Origin of the sequence: Massilia sp. H6 (genome assembly GCF_024802625.1) — a bacterium.
Classification (GTDB): Bacteria; Pseudomonadota; Gammaproteobacteria; order Burkholderiales; family Burkholderiaceae_D; genus Telluria.
The window spans coordinates 1,068,710-1,090,649 of record NZ_CP103371.1; the positions used below are offsets into that span (position 1 = coordinate 1,068,710).

Genomic DNA, 21,940 nt, shown 5'->3' on the forward strand with positions numbered 1-21,940 from the left:
CATGGTGGCGCCCGCCATGGTCCGTGCGTTGCCGAGGCTGATTCTGCGATAATGCCGGACACCTTGGCGCGGCCGCGCCGGCTCTCTACTTATTATGTCGCCCCATGGAAAATACCCTGCTGCTTGTTGACGGTTCCAGTTATCTCTACCGTGCCTTCCACGCGCTGCCCGACCTGCGTAGCCCGGACGGATTCCCGACCGGCGCCATGCACGGCATGGTCAACATGCTGCGGCGCCTGCGTGCAGATTTTCCAGCGGCATATATCGCCTGTGTGTTCGATGCCAAGGGCAAGACTTTCCGTGACGACCTTTACCCAGAGTACAAGGCGACGCGCGCCTCGATGCCGGAAGACCTGGGCCGGCAAATCGAGCCGATCCACGAAGTCGTGCGCCACATGGGCTGGCCGATCTTGATGGTCGACGGCGTCGAGGCCGACGATGTGATCGGCACGCTGGCAGTGCAGGCAAGCGCGCGCGGCATGAAGACCGTGATCTCCACCGGCGACAAGGATCTGGCGCAGCTGGTTAACGACAAGGTCATGCTGATCAATACGATGAGCAACGAAAAGCTCGACGAAGCCGGCGTGATCGCCAAGTTCGGCGTGCCGCCGAACCGCATCATCGACTACCTGACCCTGGTTGGCGACACGGTCGACAACGTGCCTGGCGTGAGCAAATGCGGCCCGAAAACCGCGGTCAAGTGGCTGTCCCTGCACGGCTCGCTCGACGGCGTGCTGGAAAACGCCCATGCCATCGGCGGCGCGGTCGGCGAGAACCTGCGCGCCGCGCTCGAGTGGCTGCCGAAGGGCCGCGAGCTGATCACCGTGAAAACCGACTGCGACCTGGTGAGCCACGTGATCTCGTTCGAAGAGACCCTGGTGGGCCGCCCCGAAAATGCCGATGCCCTGCGCGAGTTCTTCCAGCGCTACGGTTTCAAGACCATGCTGCGCGACCTGGGCGGTGCCGCACGCGCCGATGGCGCCGTGGCGCCGGCCCGTGGCGCCGGCCCCGGCGGCGCCGCGCTCAACTCGCCCGAAGGTGCGTCCGGTACTGCCGCAACGCTGCCAGGCCTGGCGATCGTCAAGGGCGAGTACGAAACCGTGCTCACCATTGAAGCGCTCGACAAATGGCTGGCGCTGGTCGGTGCCGCCGAACTCACTTCGGTCGATACCGAAACCACCTCGCTCGACCCGCTCACCGCCGAGATGGTCGGCATTTCGCTGTCGGTAGAGGCCGGCAAGGGCGCCTATATTCCGCTGGCACACCGCTATGCCGGCGTGCCCGAGCAGCTCGGGCGCGAGCACGTGCTCGAGCGCATGCGCCCCTGGCTCGAAAACCCGGCCAAGCCCAAGCTCGGGCAGAATCTGAAGTACGACATGCACATCTTCGAAAACCATGGGATCAAGCTCAAGGGTATCGTGCATGACACGCTGCTGCAGTCGTATGTCTTCGAGTCGCACAAGCCGCACGACATGGACACCATGGCGATGCGCCACCTCGGCTACACCACGATTCCTTTTGCGGATGTATGCGGCAAAGGCGTCAACATGATCTGCTTCGACCAGGTCGAACTCGGACGCGCCACCGAATACGCCGCCGAGGATTCCGACATCACGCTGCGGCTGCACGGGGCGATGCTGGGCCATGTCGAAGCCGACCAGGGCCTGGCTTATATCTACCGCAATATCGAGATGCCGACCATGGAAGTGCTGCAGAAGATCGAGCGCAACGGCGTGCTGATCGACGCGGCACTGCTGCAGGTGCAGTCGGCAGAGCTGGGTGCGCGCATCATGGAACTCGAGCAGCAGGCCTACGAGCTGGCCGGCGGCCCGTTCAACCTCGGTTCGCCCAAGCAGATCGGCGAAATTTTCTTCGGCAAGCTTGGCCTGCCGGTGGTCAAGAAGACCGCCACCGGCGCGCCATCCACCGACGAAGAAGTGCTGCAGAAGCTGGCCGAGGATTATCCGCTGCCAAAGATCCTGCTCGAATACCGCGGCATGTCCAAGCTCAAGTCGACCTATACCGACAAGCTGCCAAAAATGGTCAATGCCAGGACCGGCCGCGTGCATACCAATTATGCGCAGGCCGTGGCGATCACCGGGCGCCTGTCCTCGAACGAGCCGAACCTGCAGAACATCCCGGTGCGCACCGCTGAGGGGCGCCGCATCCGCGAAGCCTTCATCGCGCCGCCCGGCAGCCGGATCGTCTCGGCCGACTATTCGCAAATCGAGCTGCGCATCATGGCGCATATCTCGGGTGACCCGGCCATGCTGAAAGCCTTTGCCGATGGCGAAGACATCCACAAGGCCACCGCCGCCGAGATCTTCGGTATCAACCCAAGCGAGGTGCAGAGCGAGCAGCGCCGCTACGCCAAGGTGATCAACTTCGGCCTGATCTATGGCATGAGCGCCTTCGGCCTGGCCCAGAACCTTGGCATCGAGCGCGCCGCCGCGGCCAGCTACATCGACCGCTATTTCGCCCGCTTCGCCGGCGTCAAGCAGTACATGGACGAGACCCGGCTGCAGGCCAAGGCGCGCGGCTACGTGGAGACCGTGTTCGGCCGCCGCCTGTGGCTGCCCGAGATTAACTCTCCCAACGGCCCGCGCCGCGCCGGCGCCGAACGCGCGGCGATCAATGCGCCGATGCAGGGCACTGCGGCCGACCTGATCAAGCTGGCCATGATCGCGGTGCAGGGCTGGCTCGAGGCCGATGGACTGGCCACCCGCATGATCATGCAGGTGCACGACGAACTGGTGCTCGAGGTGCCTGAAAGCGAACTGGAACTGGTGCGGGTAAAGCTGCCGGAGCTGATGGCGAAGGTGGCGACCCTGAAGGTGCCGCTGCTGGCCGAGACCGGAGTGGGGCCGAACTGGGAGCAGGCGCACTAGAAAATGCGCGCCGGCCCGCACGTGGTGGCGACTTTGCTACTATTGCAAGCCTGTCCAACTACACCGGGGTGCCCATGAAAGATCTCATCAGCGATGCCGAAAGCCTGGTGCCTGCCAGCGCGTTCGGCGACGGCGTCGACCGCCGCGTCTTTTTAAAGGCTGCCCTGGGCAGCGGCTTTGCCGTGGCCGCGCTGCCGGTGGTGGCCCAGACCCAGATCCAGACCTCGACCGAGGGCCTGGACGCGGCCGATCACATCATCGTGATCAATGGCCAGGACGTGCCAGTCTATCGCGCCCAGCCCAAGGACCGCAGCAAGCTGCCGGTGGTGCTGGTGATCTCCGAGATCTTCGGCGTGCACGAACACATCAAGGACGTGGCGCGCCGTTTGGCCAGGGCCGGCTACATGGCCGTCGCGCCGGACCTGTTCGTGCGCCAGGGCGACGCGGCCAAGGCGCCCGATGTCGCTACCCTGATCAAGGAGATCGTCGCCAGGACCCCGGACGCGCAGGTCATGTCCGACCTCGATACGGTCGTTGCCTGGGCCAGGCAGCGCGGCGGCAATACCGACAAGCTGGGCATCACCGGATTTTGCTGGGGCGGCCGCATCACCTGGCTGTATGCGGCGCACAATCCGAACGTCAAGGCCGGCGTGGCCTGGTATGGCCGCCTGGTGGGCGAGGCCAACGCGCTCCAGACCCGGCACCCGATCGACATCGCCCAGGCGCTGAAGGTGCCGGTGCTCGGCCTGTACGGTGCCAAGGACGGCGGCATCCCGCTGGAATCGGTCGAGCGCATGCGCCAGGCGCTCGATACCGGCAACAGCAAGTCGATGATCCATGTGTATCCGAATTCGGGCCATGCCTTCCATGCCGATTACCGTCCCAGCTTCAATGCCATTGACGCGCAGGACGGCTGGGCCAAGGCACTGAACTGGTTCGCCAGGCACGGCGTGGCCTGATCCCGCACGGACGTACAGCCGGGCAGGTTACAATGCCCGGTTTGCGGCCCAGGTCCTGGGTTGTGAGTCAGACCAGAACAATAAGCTTGACCCGACCCGATGCCCGACCTGTCTTTCGACCCGATACTTAGTTCCATCCTGCTGGCGACCGTGATCGCCGGCGCCGTCAGCATCACGGGCGCTGCCATCTTCTCGTTCACGCTGCTGTCAAAAGTGGTGGAGCGCATGGTCAGCCTGTCGGTCGGCATCATGCTCGCCACTTCGCTGCTGCACGCGCTGCCCGAAGCCTTCGAATCCGGTGCCGACCCGCGCAGCCTGTTCGCTACGCTGCTCGGCGGCCTACTGGCCTTTTTCGTGCTCGAGAAGCTGGCCATCCTGCGCCACTCGCACCACCACGAAGGCGACGGCCATCACCATGCGCACGGCCACGACGCGCACCAGGCGGGCAAGTCGGGCTGGATGATCCTGCTTGGCGACTCCATGCACAACTTCACCGACGGCATCCTGATCGCCGCCGCCTTTTTGGCCAACCCGGAGCTGGGCATCCTTACCGCGCTGGCCATCGTCGCGCACGAGATCCCGCAGGAGATCGGCGACTTCATCGTGCTGCTCAATGCCGGCTTCTCGCGCACGCGCGCCTATGTCTTCAACCTGCTCAGCAGCGTGATGGCGGTGCTCGGCGGCCTGCTCGGCTATTTCACGCTCGACCAGGCCAGCGGCCTGATTCCCTACGTGCTGGTGTTCGCCTCGTCGGGCTTCATCTATATTGCGGTGAGCGACCTGATGCCCCAGATGCAGCGCCGCGCCACCGTCAGGGAGTCGGTTCCGCAATTGGTGCTGATCGCCCTCGGCGTGGCCATCGTGCTGGCCTTGAACCACGCCTATTGAGCGCGCGGCCGCGCCAGGTTCTACTCTGGCCCGCCCGATTACCCTGGATGTGAGCAGCGTCGCGCAGCATCGGTTGAGCTTTTAATGATAATGGCTTATCATTACCAAAAGCGGGCGCACTGGCCCGATGCTCAACCACGATCAAGGAAGCCGCACCATGTCCCCGACCTTTCACCGCACGCCGCTCGCGCTGGCGATCCTATTTGCTTTCAACGCCGCGCAGGCGCAAGCCGTGTCGGGCCGCATGCACGCCGACCCGGACAGCGTGCCGACGGTGGTGATCTCGGCATCAGCCCTTGGCCTGCTGGGCGACGACATGATCACGCCGGTCACCACGCTCGCGGGCGGAGAACTGGTGCGGGTGCGCGAGTCGACGCTGGGTGAGACCCTCAACAACCAGCCCGGCATCACTTCCAGCCACTTCGGCGCCGGCGCCAGCCGCCCGGTGATCCGCGGCATGGACGGCCCGCGCGTCAAGATCTTGTCGGATGGCGCCGAGATCCAGGACGCGTCCACCGTCAGTCCCGACCACGCGGTGGCCTTCGAGCCGGTGCTGGCCGAACGCATCGAAGTGCTGCGCGGACCGTCGGCGCTGGCCTACGGCGGCGGGGCGGTGGGGGGCGTGGTCAATATTCTGGACCGCAAGATCCCAACCCGGATGCCGGTCGAACCGATCGAGGGCAGCATGGAACTGCGCGCCAATTCGACGGCGCGCGAAAAAACCGGCGCCTTTGAACTGACTGGCGGCGCAGGCAACGTCGCGGTCCATGCCGAAGGCGTCAAGCGCGATGCCGGGCATTACCGCGTCGGCAAGGGCTGGGCCGGGGGCGCGCGCGTGCCCGGCAGCGCCAGAGACAGCCAGACTGGCAGCGTCGGCCTGTCCTGGGTAGGCGAGCGCGGCTATCTCGGGGCGGCGTACACCGAGGAGCGCGCCGATTACGGTGTGCCCGGCCACGGCCACGAAGCCGGTAGCTGCCATCCGCACGGCGCGCACCTGCATTGCGGCGGCCATGATGAAGACGGTGAACAACACGGGCGCGAGCACGCGCACGGCGACGAGCCGGTGCCGGTCGTGAAGCTCGACAGCGACCGCTGGGACGTGCGCGGCGAAGTCCGCAACCCGGTGGCCGGCATTGCCAAGGCCCGCCTGCGCGCCGCGTTCACCGATTACCGCCACGACGAACTGGAAGAGGGCGTGGTCGCCACCAGCTTCCACAACCAGGGACACGACCTGCGGGTGGAGCTCGAACATGCGCCGCTCGGCTTCATGCCTGGCGTGCGCGGGGTGGTCGGCCTGCAAACCACGCGGCGCGATTTCCAGACCGAGGGCGAAGAAGCCTATGTGCCGCCCACCGTCACGAAGAAGCACGCCGTGTTCGCGACCGAAGAAGTCAAGCTGGGCAACTGGCGCTTCGAAGCCGGCGCCCGCCATGAGTGGCAGCAGATCGCCGTCGACCGCGCGGGCCAGCCCGACACCCACGCCCGCGGCACCTCGGCCGCCCTGGGCGCGGTCTGGAAGTTCCAGCCCGCGTATTCGCTGCGCGCCGGCCTGTCGCGTAGCCACCGCCTGCCGAGCGCCGAAGAACTGTATGCCGACGGCGTGCACCTGGCCACCGCAACCTACGAAATCGGCAACGCCGGCCTGGGCAAGGAAACCTCGAACAACCTCGACCTTACCCTGCGCAAGTTCGAGGGCCGGACCACCTGGTCGCTCAGCGCCTTCCGCAACCGGGTCGCCAACTACATCTACGCCAATACCCTGGACAGCCACGAGGGCTTCCAGCTGGTCGAATACGCGCAGCGCGACGCGCTCTTCACCGGCCTGGAAGGGGAGCTGCGCCACACATTCTCGGCCCGCCTGGAAGGGACCGTGTTCGGCGATTTGGTGCGGGCCCGCTTCGACGCAGGAGCGGGCAGCCGCAACCTGCCGCGCATTCCGGCGCACCGTATCGGCGCGCGCGTTAATGCACACTATCAAGCCTGGCATGGCATGCTGGAAGTGGTCCGGGTCGGCAAGCAGGACAAGCTGGCCGCATTCGAGGAAGCGACCGGCGGCCATACGCTGCTCAACCTCGGCACGCATGTCAGCACGCGCATCGGCGGGGTGCCGGCCCAGCTCTATGCGCGCATCAATAACCTGACCGACGAGCTGGCGTTGAGCCATACCTCCTTCATCAAGTCGGCCGCGCCGCTTCAGGGCCGCAACCTGACGGCGGGCCTGCGCCTGATCTTCTGATGAAGGGCTTGATCCGCTGCGCCGATGTTGCGGGCTTGGCAGCGTCGGCCCTGTGCCTGGCGCATTGCCTGGCGCTGCCGCTGCTGCTCGCCGCTTTTCCGCTGCTCGGGCTCGGTGCTGAGCACCATGCCTTGCACGAAGCCTTGCTGGTGGGGGTGACGCTGCCGGCGTTGCTGGCGCTGGTGCCGGGGTATGTCAAGCATCGCGATGCGCTTGCCTTGCTGCTGGGCGTGGCGGGGCTCGGGGCCTTGCTGCTAGCGGTGCTGGTGGTTGCCGCGCGGATGGGCGAGCTGGCCGAGACGGTGGGGGCGGTAGTCAGCAGCGTGCTGCTGCTGGCGGCGCATTGGCGTAACTACCGTTACTGCAGCGGGCACCAGGGCGACGCTTGCCTGCGCTAGGATGCCGCACTGCGGCACTGGCTGCACAATCCGTACAGCGTCAACTCATGCGATTCGAGCAAAAACCCTTCCGGCGCCAGCTTGCGCATGTCTCCCGGGCAGGCATGTACCTCGAACACGCGGTCGCAGGTGCGGCAATGGAAATGGTGATGGTGCCCGTGTCCGGATAATTCGTAGCGGTCGCCGCTGCCCGGCAGCGACACGGTCGTGATCTCGCCCGCTTCGAGCATCGACTTGATGTTGCGGTAGATCGTCGCCAGGCCGATGCCGGGCACCACGCCCTGGGCGTGTTCCAGCAGTTCCTGGGGGCTCAGCGGACGGCCGGCGTCGGTGATGCACTGGTGGATGGCCTTGCGCTGTCGCGTATTGCGTTCCATGGGGGGGCTTATTTCTTCCCGCGCAGCGTTTCCAGCTCGGCGCGCAGCGCACTGCGTTCGGCATAGGATTTGTCGAGCTGGCCGCGCAGGGTACGGACTTCGGCTTCGAAGTTATCGCGCGCGGTGGTGGCGCCGACCAGTTCCATCTCGGCCGCCAGGCGGGCGTCGGATTCCGAGCCCTGCGCCGCCACGTTGCGTTCGAGCTGGGTTCGCAGGTCGGCCAGCTGGCGGTCCTTGCCGTCGATCGCCAGCTGGTCTTTCGCCTTGCTGACCAGCGCCTCGGTGGCCAGCTTGCGCGCGTCGCGCAGTTCGACCGTCAGGCGTTCGATTTCTGCCTGGTGCTCGCTCGATGCAGCCAGCGCCTGGTCGCGCGCCGCTTCCAGCTCGGCGCCGGTGTCGCGCAGCTCGGCCGCTTCGCTTTCGAGTTGCTCCAGCGCTGCGCGCACCGGGCCGGCGGTCTGTTCGGCGACCTGCTGCACCCAGCCGCTCAGGGCGGCGGCAACCGATTCAGGGATCTCCAGCCCTGGCATGGCTGCGTGCGGGGTGTCTTGGTCTAGCATCGGTGTGTTTTCCTTCGGTGTGTTTTTTTTCATGGTCTGTTTCGCTTCAAGCGTCGCCCCTGGCGACTGGGCGGGTGGCATCGGCCACCCATTCGCTCCACGAGCCCGGATAGAGGGCCGCCCCCGGCATCTGCGCCACTTCCAGCGCCAGCAGGTTGTGGCAGGCCGTCACGCCCGAGCCGCATTGCATGATGGCCCGGGCCGGGTCGGGAACCAGCGGCGCCAGTTCGGCGCGCAGGGTGGACGCGTCCTTGAAGCGCCCATCCGGCTGCAGGTTGTCCTTGAAGAAGCGGTTTTTCGCACCCGGGATATGGCCGCCGACCGGGTCGATGGTTTCGTTCTCGCCGCGGAAGCGGTCGGCGGCGCGCGCATCGATCACGCTGCGCTCGCCTGTTTCAATATTGTCCATGACATCGCGTAGCGTCACGGTCGAGACCAGGGGTGCGCCGCTAGCGATGGTGCCGCGCGCCCTGGACGGCACCTCGGTGCTCAAGGGCTGGCCGAGCGACTGCCAGGCCGCCATGCCGCCATCGAGCACGGCCACTGCCTCGTGGCCGAGCCAGCGCAGCAGCCACCACAGGCGCGCCGCGAACATGCCGCCGTGCGCGTCGTAGGCCACCACCTGCGAGTTGTCGTTCACGCCCAGGGCGCGCAGCGTCTCGAGCAGCGCCTGCTTGTCCGGCAGCGGGTGGCGGCCGCGGAACTCGCCGTCCGGTCCCAGCTTGGCGCCGGACAGATCGGTATCGAGATTGGCAAACACCGCTCCCGGCAGATGGCCGATGGCATAGCCGTCGCGGCCGGCCGCGGGATCGGCCAGGTCATGGCGGCAATCGACCACGACCCAGTCGGGCTGGTCGATGTGCCGGGCCAGGTCGGTGGCCGAAATCAGGGTCTGGTACATGGTGTTGTACATGGTGTTCCTCAGGCTTCGCTGGCGATCGGGTCGGTGTCCTTGACCACGGCGGCTTTCCTTGCCGTGCTCCTGGTATTGTAGAACGTCGCGGCCACGCCCGACGCCAGAATGACGGCAATGCCCAGCCAGACGTGCCAGTCGAAGCGGTCGCCCCACAGCGCCAGTCCCCACAGGCTGGAGAACACAATGCCGGTGTACTGCAGATTGGCCACCACCAGCACCTTGCCGACGCGGTAGGCGCGGGTCATGGCGATCTGCGCCAGCAGGGCCGCCAGTCCCAGCCCCAGCAGCAGCGCGGCGCTATACGGGGTATGGCTGTGGAAGGCCGCGCCGCGCGGGCCGTCGCCGAGCAGGGTGCCGGCCAGGCCCACCAGCGTGGTGGTGAGCGAAAAGTAGAACACCACCCGGTATTCGGGTTCGCCCATCTGGCCGAGTTTGCGCACCTGCATGTAGGCCATGGCCGAGATCACCGATGAGCACAGGCCGGCCAGGCCGCCGAGCCACTGGTTGCTCGCCACGGCTGGCTGCAGCACCAGCGTGACGCCCAGGAAGCTCATGGCAATGGCCAGCACCAGCGGCCATTCGGCCACCTTGGTGGCGGTCCACCAGCCGGTGGCGAACATCCAGGCGGCGATCCAGATCGGCGCCATGTAGTTGAGGGTGACGGCGGTGGCCAGCGGCAGGCGCGTGATGGCGAAGAACCATAGCCAGAGCGAGGTGACGCCCACGACACTGCGCCACAGATGGGCGCGGGGGAAAGCGGTCTGGAAGGTGCCGCCGTGCTGGCGCACGGCCAGCAACAGCACCAGCGTGCCGATCAGGCCACGGTACATCAGCAATTCGGAGGTGGAATAGAACTCGGACGCCAGCTTCACGCCCGCGCCCATGGCAGCGAACGCAAAGCTGGCAAACAGCATCCAGAGCGAAGGCATCGCCTACAGTGCCAGCTTGCTGCGGTACCACTCGTGGAAATGCTGCATCCCGTCTTCCATCGGCGACTGATAGGGGCCGACCTCGTTGACGCCGCGCTCGACCAGGATCTTGCGGCCGGCATCCATGCGCAGCGCGATCTCATCGTCTTCGACCGCGGTTTCCATATAGGCGGCGCGCTCGGCTTCGACGAACTCGCGCTCGAACAGCACGATCTCTTCTGGATAGTAGAACTCGACCACGTTGCGGGTCTTTTGCGGCCCGATCGGCCACAGGGTCGACACCACCAGCACGTTCGGGTACCACTCGACCATGATGTTCGGGTAGAGCGTGAGCCAGATGGCGCCGAACTTCGGCGGCTGGCCGTTGCTGAACTTCAGGATCTGTTCCTGCCACTTCTTGTAGGCCGGCGAACCGGCCTTTTGCAGCGCCCGGTTCACGCCCACGGTCTGCACGCTGTAGTCGCGGCCGAATTCCCAGGTCAGGTCGTCGCACGAGACGAAATTGCCCAGGCCCGGATGGAAGGGCTCGACGTGGTAATCCTCCAGGTAGACCTCGATGAAGGTCTTCCAGTTGTAGTCGCACTCGTGGATCTCGACGTGGTCGAACATATAGCCCGTGAAATCGAGGTCGCGGGTGGCCTCCATGTGCTTGAGCTTGTCCATCACGTCGTAACCGTTCTGTTCGAACAGCAGGCCGTTCCAGTTCTGCAGCGGCGTCTTCGACAGGTTCAGGCAGGGCGTTTCGGCGAAATGCGGCGCGCCGATCAGCTGGCCCTTCAGGTCATAGGTCCAGCGATGCAGCGGACATACAATGGTATTGGCGTTGCCGCGCCCATTGAACATCAGCGCCTGGCGGTGACGGCAGACATTGGAGAGCACTTCGATGCCGCCCGCGTTGCGTACCAGCATGCGGCCTTCGTTTTCGGCGGGGAGGGTCGCAAAATCGCCCGTCTCCGGCACCATCAACTCGTGCCCGACATAACGCGGGCCGTTGTGAAACAACTGCTGCAGCTCGCGCTGCATCAGCGCGTTGTCGAAGTAGACATTTACCGGAAGCTGAGCGCACGAAGCAGCCAGCTTGGCCTGGGTAGCCAGATCGGACATCCCCACCCCCTTGTAATCAAAACCGCCAAAGAAGAGAAAGAATCCAAAGACCAGTATCGATGTGAAGGAATACGGTATTTCGGACGGAACCGTCGATTATACCGTGGAACAAGCTCTACAGTCCTGGACCGTCGCGCACTTGTGGCGTCTGTGCGCCAAGAAAATGTACTGTCGACAATGTTTTCATGGAGGGGGAGGGCAGTGAGCCGGAATGTGGTCGTGCAGGCAAGTTGCGGTTGGTGCAATGCGCGCCCCCTCGTCGAGAAGGATTGATCTAAAATACGCGATTGGATTGACTTGCGGCGCACTTTTGCGTCGCCTTCACGCTAGCTACCATGTCAAATAATACTAATGCGGCGCTCCCTGCGAATGCGCCGGACTCGTTCGAAGGCGCGATGGCCGAGCTGGCCCAGCTCGTGACGCAGATGGAATCGGGCCAGCTGCCGCTGGAAGCCTCGGTCGCCGCCTATGCGCGCGGTTCCGAACTGGTCAAGTACTGCGCCGCCCAGCTGGAAAAAGTCGAATCCCAGGTCAAGGTGCTCGAGGGCGACATGCTCAGGCCGTTCTCGGCCGAGAGTGGCGACGAGGGCGGGCAATGACGGCACCGGCACGGGTTGACGATTTCAGCGCCTGGATGCACGAGGTCCAGCGCGAGGTCGAGTATGCGCTCGACGCCAGCCTGCCCGCGGCCGGCGCCGTGCCGCACAAGCTGCACGAAGCGATGCGCTACACCGCGCTGGGCGGTGGCAAGCGGGTACGCCCCCTGCTGGCCTATGCCAGTGGCGCCCTGTTCGGCGGCGACCGGCAGGCGTTGGCGCGGGTGGCCAGCGCGGTCGAGATGATCCACGTCTATTCGCTGGTGCACGACGACATGCCCTGCATGGACGACGACGATCTGCGCCGCGGCAAGCCGACGGTGCATGTGGCCTACGACGAAGCCACCGCGCTGCTGGTCGGCGACGCGCTGCAGGCCCAGGCTTTCCAGGTGCTGGCCGGGATCGATACGCTGCCCCCCGGCCGCCAGCTGGCCATGCTGCGCCTGCTGGCCGAAGCGGCCGGCTCGAGCGGCATGTGCGGCGGCCAGGCGATCGACCTCGACAGCGTTGGGCTGGCGCTCGAACGCGACCAGCTCGAGCGCATGCACCAGCTCAAGACCGGCGCCATGCTGCGCGTGTCGGTGATCCTGGGCGCGCTGTGCGGCAAGGACCTGCGGCCCGACGAGATGGCCGCGCTGAGCGACTATTCGCGGGCGATCGGCCTGGCCTTCCAGGTGGTAGACGATGTGCTCGACGCCACCGCCGATTCGGCCACGCTGGGCAAGACCGCGGGCAAGGACGCGGCAGACAACAAACCGACCTATGTGTCGATTCTTGGGCTGGAACCATCGAAGGAACTGGCCGAGCAATTGCGGCGTGAAGCGCACCAAGCGCTGGCGCCATTCGGAGAACAAGCACTGCGGCTGCGCGAACTCGCGGACCTGATCGTGCAGCGGAAGGCCTAAATGACACTGTTAGAGACCATCAACGACCCTGCGGACCTGCGCCAGCTTGGCCGGACCCAACTGACCCCGCTCGCGACCGAACTGCGCCAGTTCCTGCTCGACTCGGTGTCCAAGACCGGCGGCCACCTGTCGTCGAACCTGGGCACGGTGGAACTGACCATCGCGCTGCACTATGTATTTAACACGCCCTACGACCGCATCGTCTGGGACGTGGGCCACCAGACCTATTCGCACAAGATTCTCACCGGCCGCCGCGAGCGCATGCCGACCTTGCGCCAGCTTAATGGACTGTCGGGCTTCCCGAAGCGCGATGAAAGCGACTACGACACCTTCGGCACCGCGCACTCGTCGACCTCGATCTCGGCGGCACTGGGCATGGCTACCGCCGCCAAGATCAAGGGCGAGGACCGGCATGCCATCGCCGTGATCGGCGACGGCTCCATGACCGCCGGCATGGCCTTCGAGGCGCTCAACAATGGCGGTATCGACGAAGACGTCAACCTGCTGGTGGTCCTGAACGACAACGACATGTCGATCTCGCCGCCGGTGGGCGCGCTCAACCGCTACCTGGCGCGCCTGATGAGCGGCCAGTTCTATGCCGCCGCCAAGAACGTCGGTAAAAGCGTGCTGCCCGGCCCCATGCTCGACCTGGCGCGCAAGATCGAGGAACATGCCAAGGGCATGGTGGTACCGGCCACGATGTTCGAAGAATTCGGCTTCAACTACATCGGCCCGATCGACGGCCATGACCTGGAGTCCTTGATCCCGACGCTGGAGAACATCAAGAAGCTCAAGGGCCCGCAGTTCCTGCATGTGGTGACCAAGAAGGGCCAGGGCTACAAGCTGGCCGAGGCCGAGCCGATCCTGTACCACGGCACCGGCAAGTTCAACCCGCTCGAGGGAATCAAGCCGGCCGGCGCCCCGGGCAAGATCACCTACACCGAAGTATTCGGCAACTGGTTGTGCGACATGGCCGCGGCGGACAAGCGGCTGGTCGGCATCACGCCGGCGATGCGCGAAGGCTCGGGCATGGTGCGCTTCCACCAGCAGTACCCGGAACGCTATTTCGACGTCGGCATCGCCGAGCAGCACTCGGTGACGTTTGCCGGCGGTATCGCCACCGAAGGCATGAAGCCGGTGGTGGCGATCTACTCCACCTTCCTGCAACGCGCCTACGACCAGCTGATCCACGACGTGGCGCTGCAGAACCTGGACGTGACCTTCGCGCTCGACCGCGCGGGCCTGGTGGGCGCCGACGGCGCCACCCATGCCGGCAACTACGACCTGGCCTATTTGCGCTGCATTCCGAACATGGTGGTCATGGCCGCATCCGACGAGAACGAGTGCCGCCAGATGCTCACCACCGCCTATCACTTCCCCGGCCCGGCCGCGGTGCGCTATCCGCGCGGCGCCGGCATCGGCGCGGCGCTGTCGCCAGAGCTGACCTCGATCGAGATCGGCAAGGGCCTGGTGGCGCGCCAAGGCAGAAGCGTGGCGATCCTGGCCTTCGGGTCGATGGTGGCGCCAAGCCTGGCTGCGGGTGCCGAGCTCGATGCCACGGTCGCCAACATGCGCTTCGTGAAACCGCTGGATATCGAACTGGTCAAGCGCCTGGCGCAGGACCACGACTATTTCGTGACGGTCGAAGAGGGCTGCATCATGGGCGGCGCCGGCAGTGCGGTGGCAGAGGCGCTGGCAGCCGAGGGCTTGCACAAGCCGATGCTGATGCTGGGCTTGCCCGACAAGTTCATCGACCAGGGCGACCCGGCGGCGCTGCTGGCATCTGTTGGCCTGGATGCCAAGGGCATCGCGGCGTCGATCCGCCAGCGCTTTGCGGCCGCCGAGCCGCGGCTGGTGGTCAACAACACCTGACCCGGCCGCACATCGTCAGCCCTGGCCTGGACAACAAAATTCGCCCAGGCTAGGGCTGACCGAACAAGGCCTCGGCCCGCTGGTACAAGATCCACGAGGTTGCAATGTATTTGTCGCCACTACGCGCCACATGCCCCTTGTGCGTATGCGTGAATCCCGCCGGTGCAATGACCAGGCGGCCCTTGCGGGCCTCGACCTTGCGCCCCTGGTACAAGAACTCGGTCTCGCCGCCATCGTCGACATCGTTCAGGTAGAACTGCCATAGCAGCACCCGGTGCAGCGTCTCGCAGCTGGCGTTTTGCGGGTAGATCTCGGAATGCCAGTGGTGGTAGCCGCCCGAATCCTTCATGTATTTCTGCAGGTTGATATGCCCGCAGCGGTAGATCGACTGCAGCAGCTCGACCACGTTGGGCGAGCCGAATTTGTCGAAATTATCCAGCGACAGCGTCACCGCCTCGCCGGTTTCCGGATGCGCCACCGCCGGCGACAGCGCGCCGATCAGGAGCATGCGGTACTTGTCCATGTAGCTGGCCAGGTGCCTGGCCATGGCGCCGGTGAGCATGGCGCCGACGTCGTTCCATTCGGGGTGCGCATTGATGGTCAGGTCGTAGCTGTCTTTCTTGCTCACGTCGACCCCGTTGCCGGTGCGCCCGCGCGCCACCTTGCTGCTAGCGTCGAACCGCGCGCGGATCGCATCGCACTGCTGCGCAGTGAGGGCGTTGTCGTAGATGCCGATGAAGTCGTCCATGCGCCGTCCTTAACCGCGCTTGCGTTCGTGCTGCCACAGCACGTCGCTGCCGCCCGCATGCCGGTTCAGCACGCGCGCCAGCACGAACATCAGGTCCGACAGGCGGTTGACGTATTGGCGCGGGTGCGGGCGAATGCTTTCGGCATGCGACAGCGCCACGATGCTGCGCTCGGCGCGGCGGCACACGGTACGGCACACGTGGGCCGTCGATGCCGCGCGCGAGCCGGCCGGCAGGATGAATTCCTTGAGCACCGGCAGGTCGGCGTTGTATTTCTCCAGCAGGCCGTCCAGGCGCGCCACGTGGTCGTCCTTGATCAGCTCGAAGCCGGGAATGCATAGCTCGCCCCCCAGGTCGAACAGGTCGTGCTGGATCGTGACCAGTTCTTCACGCAGGTCGCCCGGCATGTCTTCGCACAGCAGCAGGCCGACGAACGAGTTGAGCTCGTCGACCTCGCCCAGGCAGTCGATGCGCGCGCTGTCCTTCTGGGTGCGGCTGCCGTCGCCCAGGCCAGTGCTGCCGTCGTCGCCGGTGCGGGTGGAGATCTTCGAGAGTCTGTTGCCCATGATGGTGCCTTATGCAAGATAGTAGAAAAACGATAGGGCGAGGATACGACAAAACACGGCAAGTGTGCTTAAATCAAAGCATGTCAGCGCCCATGCCCATTCCCACCTCCCAACTGCCTGAGCGGCGCCGCCAGGTCGTCGCCGCGCTGCGCGCACGCCTGCCCGAACGCTGCGTGCTGTCCGACCCCGAAGACACGCGTCCCTACGAATGCGACGGCCTGGCCGCCTACCGCCAGCTGCCCATGATCGTGACGCTGCCCGACAGCGAAGAACAGGTGCTGGCGATCCTGGATGTGTGCCGCGAACTCGGGGTGCCGATCGTGCCGCGCGGCGCCGGTACCGGCCTGTCGGGCGGCGCGCTGCCAATCGCGCACGGCGTGGTGCTCTCCACCGCGCGCATGAACCGCATCGCGCGGGTAGATGCCTACGCGCGCACCGCCGTGGTGCAGCCGGGCGTGCGCAACCTGGCGATCTCCGAGGCGGCCGCGCAGTTCGGCCTGTATTACGCACCCGACCCGTCCTCGCAGATCGCCTGCACCATCGGCGGCAACGTGGCCGAGAACTCGGGGGGCGTGCACTGCCTTAAATATGGCCTGACGATCCACAACGTGCTGCGCGTGCGGGTGGCCACCATCGATGGCGAGATCATCGAGCTGGGCAGCGAAGCGCTGGACGCGCCGGGGCTGGACCTGCTGGCGGTGTTCATCGGTTCCGAAGGCATGCTCGGCATCGTCACCGAGGTCACCGTCAAGCTGGTGCCCAAGCCGTCCGTGGCCCAGGTCATCATGGCCTCGTTCGGCGACGTGCTCACCGCCGGCAACGCGGTGGCCAATGTCATTGCCGCCGGCATCATCCCGGCCGGGCTCGAAATGATGGACCGCACCTCGGTGCGCATGGTCGAGCCGTTCGTCCAGGCCGGCTACGATCTCGACGCCGCCGCCATCTTGCTGTGCGAAGCCGATGGCACGGTGCTCGAGGTGGCCGAGGAAATCGCGCGCATGCAGGCTGTGTTCGAGGGCGCCGGCGCCACCGCCATCACGGTGTCGCAATCCGAGCCCGATCGTCTGCGCTTCTGGTCGGGCCGCAAGAACGCCTTCCCGGCCGCGGGGCGTATTTCGCCCGACTATTACTGCATGGACGGCACCATCCCGCGCAAGAAGCTGGCCCAGGTATTGAAAGCGATCGAGGCCATGGAAACGACCTTCGGGCTGCGCTGCGCCAACGTGTTCCATGCGGGCGACGGCAACATGCATCCCTTGATCCTGTTCGATGCCAACCAGCCGGGAGAATTCGACCGCGCCGAAGCCTTTGGCGCCGCGATCCTTGCGCTGTGCGTCGAAGTGGGCGGCACCATTACCGGCGAACATGGCGTGGGCATGGAAAAAATCAACTCCATGTGCGTGCAGTTCAAGCGCCAGGAGCTCGATGCGTTCTTCGCGGTCAAGCGCGCTTTTGATGCGCCAATGCTGCTCAACCCCGACAAGGCGATCCCGACGCTGCAGCGCTGCGCCGAATTCGGCAAGCTGCACGTGCATGGCGGCGCCATGCCTTTCCCCGACCTTCCGCGCTTCTAGAACCATGCCATCCATCGACTATTTTCAGGAACGGGTACAGGCGGCGGCCGCCGACAAGAAGCCGCTGCGCATTCGTGGCGGCGGCACTAAGGACTGGTACGGCCAGCGCTTTGATGGCGAGATCCTCGACACGCGCGGCTACAGCGGCATTGTCGACTACGAGCCGACCGAACTGGTGATCACGGCGCGCTGCGGCACGCCGCTGGCCGAGATCGAGGCGCGGCTGGCCGAGCGCCAGCAGATGCTGGCCTTCGAGCCGCCGCATTTCGGGCCGGGCGCCACCCTGGGCGGCGCCATCGCCGCCGGCCTGGCCGGCCCGCGCCGCGCCAGCAGCGGTGGCGTGCGCGATTTCGTGCTGGGCGCCAAGCTCCTCGATGGCAAGGGCGAGGTGCTCAATTTTGGTGGCCAGGTCATGAAGAACGTGGCCGGCTACGATGTCTCGCGCCTGCTGGCCGGTTCGCTGGGCACGCTCGGCCTGCTGCTGGAAGTGTCGGTGAAAGTGCTGCCCAGGCCGGTTGCCCAAACCACGCTGCGGATCGCCATCGGCGAGGTCGACGCGATCCGCATGCTCAATCAATGGGGTGGCCAGCCGCTGCCGGTTTCCGGCAGTTGCTGGTACCAGGATTGCCTGTGGGTGCGCCTGGCGGGCGCGGGGGCGGCGGTGGACGCGGCCGTGCATGGCATCGGCGGCGACTTCGTGCAAGACTGCGATGCGTTCTGGGCCAGCGTGCGCGACCAGCGGCATGGGTTCTTCGCCGGCGAGGAAGCCTTGTGGCGGCTGTCGGTGCCGTCGACCACGGGCGCGCTTGTCCTGGGCGGGGAGCAATTGATCGAATGGGGCGGAGCCCAGCGCTGGCTGCGCACCGGGCTCGATGCCGCCACCATCCGCAGCACCGTGTCAGCCATTGGCGGCCACGCTACGCTGTTTCGCGGTGGCGACAAAGCCTGCGGCGTGTTCCAGCCGCTGCAGCCGGGTATTGCCCGCATCCACCAACGCCTGAAGGCGTCCTTCGATCCAGCCAACGTGTTCAACCCGGGACGAATGTACTAATGCAAACCAACCTGGCCGACTTCATCAAGGGCACCGCCGACGGCATTGAAGCCGAAGCGATCCTGCGCGCCTGCGTGCACTGCGGTTTTTGCACCGCCACCTGCCCGACCTACCAGTTGCTGGGCGACGAACTCGATGGCCCGCGCGGGCGCATCTACCTGATCAAGCAAGTGCTCGAAGGCGCGCAGCCTACCCGCAAGACCCAGCTGCACCTGGACCGCTGCCTCACCTGCCGCAATTGCGAAACCACCTGCCCGTCGGGCGTGAAATATGGCCGCCTGGTCGACATCGGCCGCCGCGTGGTCGACCAGCAGGTGCCGCGCCCATTGGGCGAGCGCATCAAGCGCTCCACGCTCAAGCAGCTGCTGCCGCGCAGCGCGCTGTTCACACCCGCGTTCAGGGCAGGGCAGGCGCTGCGCCCGCTACTGTCGACTACGCTGCAAGACAAGCTGCAGCCGGCGCGCCAGGCCGGCGCCTGGCCGGATTTTTCCGTTAATCGCGGGCACGCGCGCAAGATGCTGGTGCTCGACGGCTGCGTGCAGCCGGCGATGGCGCCGAACATCAATGCCGCGGCGGCGCGGGTGCTCGATGCGCTTGGCGTCCAGCTGATGGTAGCCCCCAGGGCCGGCTGCTGCGGCGCGGTGCGCTACCACCTGAATGACCAGGCGGCGGGCCTGGACGACATGCGCCGCAACATCGATGCCTGGTGGCCCTATGTGGAACAAGAACAGGTCGAGGCCATCGTCATGACCGCGTCCGGCTGCGGCGTCACGGTGAAAGAATACGGCCACCTGCTGGCGCACGATCCGGCCTATGCCGCCAAGGCCGGGCGCATCGCCATGCTCACGCGCGACCTGTCCGAGATCCTGCCCGAGTTCGAAGAAGAATTGGCCGCGAAGCTGCAAGGCAGGATCACCACGCGCGTAGCCTGGCATCCGCCATGCACGCTGCAGCATGGCCAGCAAATCCGCGGCAAGGTAGAGGGCCTGCTGCGCGCCGCCGGCGTCGACGTGCGCCTGTGTGCCGACAGCCACCTGTGCTGCGGCTCGGCCGGCACCTATTCGGTGCTGCATCCGGAGATCGCGCACGCACTGCGCGAGCGCAAGCTGGCCAACCTGGCGGCGACCGGCGCCGACGAAATCGTCTCGGCCAACATCGGCTGCCTGAGCCACCTGCAATCGGGGACGCAGACGCCGGTGACCCACTGGATCGAGCTGATCGACCGGGCGCTGGCCCCGCAAGAGGCCAGCGCCCGAGGCACTAGCGGGGCTTAGAAGCCCGCGTGGAGCGACAGTTTCACGCTGCGTGGTGCGCCTGGCGTGATGTTGTTGTCGTTGTGCGCCGACGCGTAGTACTTCTTGTCGAACAGATTCTCGACGTTGAGCTGCAGGCGCAGCTGCTTGTCGATGCGGTAGTACAAGGCGCCGTCGACCCGGGTGAACGATGGCAGCATCGTGGTGTTGGTGGTCGACGTGTACAGGCTGTCGCGGTACACCACGCCCAGTCCCACGCCCCACTGCTGGTTGAGGTTGTAACGGTTCCAGAGCGAGAACGTGTGTTTCGGGACCATTGCCAGCTTGGCGCCGGAACGCACAGTCGCGGACTGGTTGGCGGTCAGTTCGGCGTCCTGGTAGGCATAGCCGCCCATCACGTTCCACGATGGCGTCAGCTGGCCGGCCAGCTCCAGTTCCAGGCCACGGGTGGTCTGGCCATCGACCAGGATGCTGGTGCCGGTCACGGGGCCGGGCACGACCACGTTGGTACGGTCCAGCTTGTAGACCGCCGCACTGGCCGACAGCGACTGGTGGAGGTCCCACTTGACGCCGATTTCGGTGTTGTCGAACTGTTCCGGTTCAAACGCGCGATTACTTGCCGTCAGCGAGGTCAGCTGGTCGCCGGCACGCGGAACATAGGCCCGGCTGACGCTCGCGTACACGGACATGGCCTCGAGCGGCTTATAAATCAGACCGGCGCGGGGGGAGAACGGCGTATCGGTCACCTTGAAGGCGCCATTGCTCCCTGCCAGGCGGTTGCGGAAATCGACGCTGAAACGGTCGTGGCGCAAGCCTGCCACCACATGCCACTGCGGCGACAGTTCGATATGGTCTTGCAAATACACCGAGGTGATATTGGCAACGCTATGGTTGCTCGTGGTCGGCGCCGGGAACGCCACCGTGGCCGTATAGCGTGGGTCGGTGGCTGCCACCGATGGGCTGGCGGCCGGGAAGACGCCGGCGCGCCGCACGTTGTCGGTTTCCTGGCGGCCCAATTCCAGGCCGGCGGCCAGCTTGTGCCGTACGCTGCCGGTAGAGATCGTGTAGTTCAGGTCGGTCTGGTTGAACCGGTTGCGGCGCTGCGTAGCGTCGTGGTAGGCACCAATGCCCAGGCGGCCCGTCGTTGGGCTAACAGAGCTGTTGGCATACACATTCTGGTAGAACTTGTCGTAGTCGGCGAAGCGGGTGCGGTTACGCAATACCAGGCCATTGGCGAAACCATGCTCGAGATAGGCGGTCAAGGCGTCGACGCGAACGGCGGTCGGGCTTTGTTCGGCGTTGCCGAAGAAGGTGGACACGTCGGTCTCGAACGGGCGTCCGTTAAACGAAGGAATGCCACGGTCGGCGATGCGGTCGTCGCGGAAATGCTCGTAGCCGACACTGACGCTGGTGTTGGCCCCGGCCTGCCAGGTCATCACCGGATTGATGCCCTTGCGCTCGATCTCCACCCCATTGCGGTAGCTGTCCGATTGCTCGGCCATGGCGTTGATGCGCAGTGCCACGTTGGCATTGACCTGGTCTCCCAGGTCGACGGCGACCCGTTTGTGGTCGTGCGAGCCGACCGTCACGACTGCTTCGCGAATCCGTTCCCCACCAGCCTGCTTGCTGGTCCGGTTGATCACGCCGCCCGAACCGCCCCGGCCGAAGATCATGGCGTTGGCGCCCTTGACCGCCTCGACCCGCTCGATATTGTAGAAGTCCCGGTAATACTGGACATCATCCCGAATACCATCGATATAGAAGTCGCCGGTCGAGGCGTTGCCACGGAAAACCGCCGCATCGCGGTTGCCTTCGCCCTGCGCGGTCACGATGCCGGGGACGTAACGGATGGCGTCGGCAATGCTTTGCATGGCTTGGTCGTCCATCAGTTGCCGGGTAATCACGGTCACGGCCTGCGGAACGTCAAGCAGGGGCGCATCGCTCTTTAATGCCTGCACCGGCCGGTTGTCGACATAGCTCGATTCGAACGGTGCGGTAACTTGCACTTTGGGAATGACTCGGCTTTCATCATCGGCATAGCCGACACTGGAAATGAGGGTACCGGCAACTGCAAGCGCGATGCGCGAGGGGGAAAGCGTGAACGACTTGGGCATGGTTTTTA

At 65.5% G+C, this 21,940-nt stretch carries 19 protein-coding genes; 11 read left to right on the forward strand and 8 right to left on the reverse strand.

What is annotated here, in order from left to right:
• Positions 1–104 precede the first annotated feature (104 nt).
• The 5 genes from polA (at position 105) to NRS07_RS04805 (ending at position 7,369) form a co-directional block, all read left to right on the forward strand.
• Positions 105–2,888, forward strand: a complete 2,784-nt coding sequence (polA, locus tag NRS07_RS04785; protein ID WP_259211516.1) for a DNA polymerase I — start codon at positions 105–107, stop codon at positions 2,886–2,888.
• A gap of 74 nt (positions 2,889–2,962) precedes the next feature.
• A complete protein-coding gene (locus tag NRS07_RS04790) occupies positions 2,963–3,847 on the forward strand; it encodes a dienelactone hydrolase family protein (protein ID WP_259211517.1) in 885 nt (294 codons plus the stop codon).
• Between the two features lie 99 nt (positions 3,848–3,946).
• Complete coding sequence (locus tag NRS07_RS04795) at positions 3,947–4,735, forward strand: ZIP family metal transporter (RefSeq protein WP_259211518.1); 789 nt, start codon at positions 3,947–3,949, stop codon at positions 4,733–4,735.
• 157 nt (positions 4,736–4,892) lie between these two features.
• A complete protein-coding gene (locus NRS07_RS04800) occupies positions 4,893–6,971 on the forward strand; it encodes a TonB-dependent receptor domain-containing protein (RefSeq protein WP_259211519.1) in 2,079 nt (692 codons plus the stop codon).
• Positions 6,971–7,369: a MerC family mercury resistance protein gene (locus NRS07_RS04805; RefSeq protein WP_259211520.1), complete on the forward strand. Its 399-nt coding sequence runs from the start codon at positions 6,971–6,973 to the stop codon at positions 7,367–7,369. Before NRS07_RS04800 ends, NRS07_RS04805 begins: the two co-directional genes overlap by 1 nt.
• On the opposite strand, the gene NRS07_RS04810 is transcribed toward NRS07_RS04805, so the two are convergent.
• Genes NRS07_RS04810 through NRS07_RS04830 form a run of 5 tightly spaced genes read right to left on the reverse strand, consistent with a single transcriptional unit; the run spans position 7,366 to position 11,255 of the window.
• Positions 7,366–7,746, reverse strand: coding sequence for a Fur family transcriptional regulator (locus NRS07_RS04810; RefSeq protein ID WP_259211521.1), 381 nt, complete (start codon positions 7,744–7,746; stop codon positions 7,366–7,368). The genes NRS07_RS04805 and NRS07_RS04810 overlap by 4 nt on opposite strands.
• Before the next feature lie 8 nt (positions 7,747–7,754).
• A complete protein-coding gene (locus NRS07_RS04815; RefSeq protein ID WP_259211522.1) occupies positions 7,755–8,306 on the reverse strand; it encodes a hypothetical protein in 552 nt (183 codons plus the stop codon).
• Between the two features lie 46 nt (positions 8,307–8,352).
• On the reverse strand, positions 8,353–9,207 hold the full coding sequence (locus tag NRS07_RS04820; protein WP_259213006.1) for a sulfurtransferase: 855 nt from the start codon (positions 9,205–9,207) through the stop codon (positions 8,353–8,355).
• A gap of 20 nt (positions 9,208–9,227) precedes the next feature.
• Entirely contained in the window at positions 9,228–10,151 is a 924-nt protein-coding gene (locus NRS07_RS04825) for a DMT family transporter (protein ID WP_259211523.1), read from the reverse strand.
• 3 nt (positions 10,152–10,154) lie between these two features.
• The gene (locus NRS07_RS04830) at positions 10,155–11,255 is read right to left on the reverse strand and encodes an aromatic ring-hydroxylating dioxygenase subunit alpha (protein WP_259211525.1); all 1,101 of its coding nucleotides are present in this window, start codon (positions 11,253–11,255) and stop codon (positions 10,155–10,157) included.
• A 335-nt stretch (positions 11,256–11,590) separates the two neighbouring features.
• On the opposite strand from NRS07_RS04830, the gene NRS07_RS04835 reads away from it, so the two are divergent.
• From NRS07_RS04835 to dxs, 3 genes are read left to right on the forward strand one after another with little or no spacing between them, the layout of a single operon-like run.
• On the forward strand, positions 11,591–11,854 hold the full coding sequence (locus NRS07_RS04835) for an exodeoxyribonuclease VII small subunit (protein ID WP_259211526.1): 264 nt from the start codon (positions 11,591–11,593) through the stop codon (positions 11,852–11,854).
• On the forward strand, positions 11,851–12,756 hold the full coding sequence (locus NRS07_RS04840; protein ID WP_259211527.1) for a polyprenyl synthetase family protein: 906 nt from the start codon (positions 11,851–11,853) through the stop codon (positions 12,754–12,756). Before NRS07_RS04835 ends, NRS07_RS04840 begins: the two co-directional genes overlap by 4 nt.
• Positions 12,757–14,628 carry a 1-deoxy-D-xylulose-5-phosphate synthase gene (gene dxs, locus NRS07_RS04845; RefSeq protein ID WP_259211528.1) on the forward strand — a complete coding sequence of 624 codons (1,872 nt, stop codon included), beginning with the start codon at positions 12,757–12,759 and terminating at the stop codon, positions 14,626–14,628.
• A 49-nt stretch (positions 14,629–14,677) separates the two neighbouring features.
• Here the strand turns inward: dxs and NRS07_RS04850 are convergent, their stop codons facing one another.
• Positions 14,678–15,376 carry a 2OG-Fe(II) oxygenase gene (locus tag NRS07_RS04850; protein ID WP_259211529.1) on the reverse strand — a complete coding sequence of 233 codons (699 nt, stop codon included), beginning with the start codon at positions 15,374–15,376 and terminating at the stop codon, positions 14,678–14,680.
• 9 nt (positions 15,377–15,385) lie between these two features.
• Complete coding sequence (locus tag NRS07_RS04855) at positions 15,386–15,940, reverse strand: cob(I)yrinic acid a,c-diamide adenosyltransferase (RefSeq protein WP_259211531.1); 555 nt, start codon at positions 15,938–15,940, stop codon at positions 15,386–15,388.
• Between the two features lie 92 nt (positions 15,941–16,032).
• Between NRS07_RS04855 and NRS07_RS04860 the strand changes: the two genes are divergently transcribed.
• The 3 genes from NRS07_RS04860 to glcF are packed head-to-tail and all read left to right on the forward strand — an operon-like array spanning position 16,033 to position 19,839.
• A complete protein-coding gene (locus NRS07_RS04860; protein WP_259211533.1) occupies positions 16,033–17,514 on the forward strand; it encodes an FAD-linked oxidase C-terminal domain-containing protein in 1,482 nt (493 codons plus the stop codon).
• Positions 17,515–17,518: 4 nt separating this feature from the next.
• Positions 17,519–18,565, forward strand: a complete 1,047-nt coding sequence (gene glcE, locus NRS07_RS04865; RefSeq protein ID WP_259211534.1) for a glycolate oxidase subunit GlcE — start codon at positions 17,519–17,521, stop codon at positions 18,563–18,565.
• Complete coding sequence (gene glcF / locus NRS07_RS04870) at positions 18,565–19,839, forward strand: glycolate oxidase subunit GlcF (RefSeq protein ID WP_259211537.1); 1,275 nt, start codon at positions 18,565–18,567, stop codon at positions 19,837–19,839. Before glcE ends, glcF begins: the two co-directional genes overlap by 1 nt.
• Here glcF and NRS07_RS04875 read toward each other — a convergent pair.
• Entirely contained in the window at positions 19,836–21,932 is a 2,097-nt protein-coding gene (locus NRS07_RS04875) for a TonB-dependent siderophore receptor (protein ID WP_259211539.1), read from the reverse strand. The two genes, glcF and NRS07_RS04875, sit on opposite strands and share 4 nt — an antisense overlap.
• Between the last annotated feature and the right edge of the window lie 8 nt (positions 21,933–21,940).

Coding starts and splice junctions, on each gene's coding strand:
- polA (WP_259211516.1), top strand. CDS start 105: ATGGAAAATACCCTGCTGCTTGTTGACGGTTCCAGTTATCTCTACCGT.
- NRS07_RS04790 (WP_259211517.1), top strand. CDS start 2,963: ATGAAAGATCTCATCAGCGATGCCGAAAGCCTGGTGCCTGCCAGCGCG.
- NRS07_RS04795 (WP_259211518.1), top strand. CDS start 3,947: ATGCCCGACCTGTCTTTCGACCCGATACTTAGTTCCATCCTGCTGGCG.
- NRS07_RS04800 (WP_259211519.1), top strand. CDS start 4,893: ATGTCCCCGACCTTTCACCGCACGCCGCTCGCGCTGGCGATCCTATTT.
- NRS07_RS04805 (WP_259211520.1), top strand. CDS start 6,971: ATGAAGGGCTTGATCCGCTGCGCCGATGTTGCGGGCTTGGCAGCGTCG.
- NRS07_RS04810 (WP_259211521.1), bottom strand. CDS start 7,746: ATGGAACGCAATACGCGACAGCGCAAGGCCATCCACCAGTGCATCACC.
- NRS07_RS04815 (WP_259211522.1), bottom strand. CDS start 8,306: ATGCTAGACCAAGACACCCCGCACGCAGCCATGCCAGGGCTGGAGATC.
- NRS07_RS04820 (WP_259213006.1), bottom strand. CDS start 9,207: ATGTACCAGACCCTGATTTCGGCCACCGACCTGGCCCGGCACATCGAC.
- NRS07_RS04825 (WP_259211523.1), bottom strand. CDS start 10,151: ATGCCTTCGCTCTGGATGCTGTTTGCCAGCTTTGCGTTCGCTGCCATG.
- NRS07_RS04830 (WP_259211525.1), bottom strand. CDS start 11,255: ATGTCCGATCTGGCTACCCAGGCCAAGCTGGCTGCTTCGTGCGCTCAG.
- NRS07_RS04835 (WP_259211526.1), top strand. CDS start 11,591: ATGTCAAATAATACTAATGCGGCGCTCCCTGCGAATGCGCCGGACTCG.
- NRS07_RS04840 (WP_259211527.1), top strand. CDS start 11,851: ATGACGGCACCGGCACGGGTTGACGATTTCAGCGCCTGGATGCACGAG.
- dxs (WP_259211528.1), top strand. CDS start 12,757: ATGACACTGTTAGAGACCATCAACGACCCTGCGGACCTGCGCCAGCTT.
- NRS07_RS04850 (WP_259211529.1), bottom strand. CDS start 15,376: ATGGACGACTTCATCGGCATCTACGACAACGCCCTCACTGCGCAGCAG.
- NRS07_RS04855 (WP_259211531.1), bottom strand. CDS start 15,940: ATGGGCAACAGACTCTCGAAGATCTCCACCCGCACCGGCGACGACGGC.
- NRS07_RS04860 (WP_259211533.1), top strand. CDS start 16,033: ATGCCCATTCCCACCTCCCAACTGCCTGAGCGGCGCCGCCAGGTCGTC.
- glcE (WP_259211534.1), top strand. CDS start 17,519: ATGCCATCCATCGACTATTTTCAGGAACGGGTACAGGCGGCGGCCGCC.
- glcF (WP_259211537.1), top strand. CDS start 18,565: ATGCAAACCAACCTGGCCGACTTCATCAAGGGCACCGCCGACGGCATT.
- NRS07_RS04875 (WP_259211539.1), bottom strand. CDS start 21,932: ATGCCCAAGTCGTTCACGCTTTCCCCCTCGCGCATCGCGCTTGCAGTT.